Here is a 1,433-nt window from a genome sequence, read left to right as displayed (position 1 = left end):
TCAGACAGTAGAGATATTACTGAATCTAATAGAGCAATTACAATTAAAAGTCAAAGACTTGGAGTCAGAGAATCAACGGTTGAAAGATGAAAACAACCGATTGAAGGGAGAACAAGGAAAACCAGACATCAAAGCTAACTCCAAAGGATTCAAAAGTCAGCACTCATCAGAAAAAGAACGAAAAACGCCAAAAAAGCACAAAAAAGGCAGTAAGAACGCGACGATTAAAATAGATCGAGAAGAAATACTAGAATATCCGAAAGACCAACTGCCGGCAGATGCAAAATTCAAAGGATACGAACAAGTAATCATTCAAGATATCAGCTTGGCAACCGACAACATATTGTTCCGCAAACAGAAATATTATTCACCCTCAGTCGGAAAAACTTATGTAGCAGAATTACCATTAGGCTACGAAGGAGAATTTGGACCAGGAATAAAAGCCTTAATCATCAGTTTATACTATGGGGGTAATATGACGATGCGGCAAACTACTAGATTTTTTAGCCGATTTAGGTATTTCCATCTCAGCCGGTTATTTATCCAACCTGTTAATCAAAAACCACTCCAGTTTTGAAACCGAGAAAAAAGAAGTTTATGATTCAGGACTAGCGAGTAGTCTGCAGGCAACACTTCGACCAAACAGGTGCGCGTGTAGGTGGAGTCAACCATACCACTAATATCATCTGCAACCCTTTATATACAGTATACTTTACAACAGCTAATAAAGATAGACTGACGGTACTGAAAGGATTACAGCCCGGACGAGAACTAGAATTGATGCTGAATCCACTCACATTCTCACGAATTCAGGACTTCAAAATCCCGATTAAATGGCAGAATGTTCTCAAGCTATTACCTCAAGAAACCGTGTTGAGTGAGTCACAGTTTAATCACCTACTGAATAATTATCTACCCAAACTGGGTGTTCAGCAACTGACCCGCATTAGGGAAGCAGCAGCTATTGGTTTCTATCATCAGCAAACTGATTGCCCAGTCGTACAAACTCTTTGTTGTGATGATGCCCCCCAATTCAAGTTAATCACTGCCGATCGAGCGTTATGTTGGGTACAGGAGGGAAGACATTACAAAAAGTTAAGCCCAGTATTCGCTTGCCATCAAGTAATTTTAGGGAAATTTATCGAAGATTTTTGGGATTATTATCGGGAATTATTAGCTTATAAAGATGCTCCCAGTCCCGAAGCTGCACTGCTTTTAAGGTCTAAATTTCGGCGGCTTTTTGAAACTCCAAGCGGCTATGAATTGTTGGAGGAACGCAAACAATTAACTGCTGCCAAAGTATCGGAGTTGCTCAGGGTTTTAGAGCATCCTGAATTACCTCTGCACAATAATCCGGCTGAGTTAGCTGCCAGAACTATGGTGCAGCGACGTAATATTAGCTATGCAACTCAGACAATTGAGGGTACTCAAGC

2 pseudogenes are annotated in these 1,433 nt (G+C 40.5%); both read left to right on the top strand.

Annotation, left to right across the window (positions count from 1 at the left end):
* Window positions 1-577, top strand: a pseudogene (locus QT998_RS27325) (hypothetical protein); the annotation flags it as partial.
* Window positions 578-780: 203 nt separating this feature from the next.
* Window positions 781-1,433: pseudogene (locus tag QT998_RS27320) on the top strand (hypothetical protein); the annotation flags it as partial.

This window comes from Microcoleus sp. S1D4 (genome assembly GCF_036700765.1).
GTDB lineage: Bacteria > Cyanobacteriota > Cyanobacteriia > Cyanobacteriales > Microcoleaceae > Microcoleus.
Note: the sequence above shows the minus strand (reverse complement) of the source record. Positions and strands in the feature narration are given on the sequence as shown.